Source organism: Peribacillus sp. NPDC056705 (genome assembly GCF_043656335.1).
Genome location: NZ_JBHTYI010000119.1, coordinates 1 through 2,203 on the forward strand (window position 1 = coordinate 1; position 2,203 = coordinate 2,203).

1 protein-coding gene and 1 pseudogene are annotated in these 2,203 nt (G+C 51.7%); one reads left to right on the forward strand and one right to left on the reverse strand.

Annotated elements, in window-relative coordinates:
* Nucleotides 1-164, reverse strand: a pseudogene (locus tag ACFRAK_RS27965) (hypothetical protein); the annotation flags it as partial.
* Between the two features lie 461 nt (nucleotides 165-625).
* On the opposite strand from ACFRAK_RS27965, the gene ACFRAK_RS27970 reads away from it, so the two are divergent.
* Nucleotides 626-2,149, forward strand: a complete 1,524-nt coding sequence (locus tag ACFRAK_RS27970; RefSeq protein ID WP_394573028.1) for a sigma-70 family RNA polymerase sigma factor — start codon at nucleotides 626-628, stop codon at nucleotides 2,147-2,149.
* Nucleotides 2,150-2,203 lie beyond the last annotated feature (54 nt).

A 2,203-nucleotide genomic window follows, 5' to 3' on the forward strand; every position in this document is an offset into this window, starting at 1 on the left:
GGAATGAAGAAGAAGGATTCATAGTCATGTTGCAGCTTGACGTACTGTCGCAGGGCACCTCCATATCCCCCGATATTCAGATCCCCACTTGGTTTAATGCCTGATAATAATCGTTTCATTTCGCACCTCCTAATGATAGTCAGAACAACACAAAAACACCTCATCCCCTATGGGACGAAGTGTAAACTCCGCGGTACCACCCGAATTCGACCAGAAGCGTCGCGCCTTGCGCATGACTTGGGATAGCGTATCCCATCATGTCTCCCGTGATAACGGGGGAGTTCCGTCAAGGCCTACTGCGTCGCGCGAATGCGAGGGTTCGGGTTGAAGCGAGAAGAGCCATTCACCTATCTTAAAAGTACCGGACCTCACACCTGTCGCCGGCTCGCTTGGACTCTTAATCGATACGCTACTATTTCTTCTCATCGCTGTGGGATATGTTGTTCTTACACCCTTCTCTCCTGCTCACTTCGAGCAGCGGATGAAGGATATGATGAGAATCATTACACAGTTGTTATTAGAAGTCAAGTGTAATTGAAGAGATAATGATTTTTTTAATAGGTAACCTTTTTCGTTATGAGTGGCACTTAGAGATATAGACATCAGAGAAGGGAGGTGACGTGGGTTGAAGCAGTGGGTGGAAGACGCACAGAGGGGAGAGCGAGGGGCGCAGGCAAGGCTGGTGAAGCATTATACCGCAATGGCGCTGGCCGTGGCATACGATAAACTGCGGGATATTCATCTAGCAGAGGATGCCGTCCAAGAGTCATTTGTGGAGGCCTTCCTCCAGTTGGACAAGCTGAGCGATGCCGCACGTTTTCCCGGCTGGTTTAAAGTGATCGTAGAGCGTCAATGTTATCGTGTCTTGCGCCGCAAATCTTTCGTAACGGTACCGATTCATGAGACAGAGCCGCCCCCCTCGGAGCGTTCACGCGACGTAGAGTCCATCGTGGAGCAGCGGGAGCTGATCCGGCATCTGCATCGCACTGTCGCCGATCTGCCTGCAAGCATGCGTATGGCAGTCCAGCTATATTATTTTCAAGGGTACCATCTCAGCGAAATCGCCGATTATCTGGACGTATCGGTGTCGGCATTGAAAAAAAGGCTGTACGATGCGCGGCGCAAACTCAAGAGCATCCTCCACGTCGCCGACTTTGTCTCGGTGTTCACTGACTTGCATGAAGGAGGAGTACGCATGCTGCATATTGTGAATGGAGATTCGGTCGGGGATAAGCTGAGACAAGGGAATATCCGCGGGGATATTCTGGTCTGGAGGGAGCTGTATACGTTCGGTCCGGTATTTATGGAGATGGACACCGATGAGCATCTGAGAGAGAGGGCTGCGTATCTGGAAAGGACGCTCGGCATTCCGCAAACGGAGTTTATAGCCAACTGCAACGCGCAGGAAAGCAAACTGCGGAATCTTAAGGCCTATGATGAAGTTGTACTCTGGTTTGAGCATGATCTGTACGATCAGACGATGCTGTCGTATCTGCTGCATAAGCTTAAGGGTTATTCCTTGGGAGATACGAAGCTTAGCCTGCTGTGCATTGGATCTTATCCTGGGATCGAGCTGTTTCGCGGGCTTGGACAGCTTAGTACGGAGCAGCTTGAGACGCTGTCCGGCACCTGGCAATCCATTGGCCAAGATGAGTTGGTGCTAGGCAGTCGTGTATGGGAAGCCTATACATCCGATCAGCCGGAGGTGCATGAGCAGCTGCTGGCGTCAGATACATCCGCTTTGCCTTTTGTTCGGGAAGCCTTTGAAGCCCATCTCTCACGCTGGCCTTCTGCTCACAACGGGCTTGGAATCATCGAACAGACGATATTGAAGAAGGTGGAGGGTGGAGAGACCAAGCCGCATGCATTATTCCGGAGCGTGGGTGATGAACTGCACGTGCTGGGTATGGGTGACCTGGAATTCTGGTATTACTTGTCCACGATGGCGGCAGGTTCCAATCCCTTACTGGAGGTCCAAGGGGTAGTGCCATCAGCCAATTTTAAGCAGACCTCACCAGCAGATTTCCGCGAGAGCGTCATTAAGCTGACGAGTTTGGGTGCTCGAGTGCTGGCAGGAACGGCCGATGCCGCGGGTCTCTACGCTGTCGAGAAATGGGTAGGCGGGCTGCATCTGGTAAGAGGCTCTTAAGGAAAAAATTTCGCTATACTCACGTAGCAAACCCACCAAAGAGCGGCTGTAAAG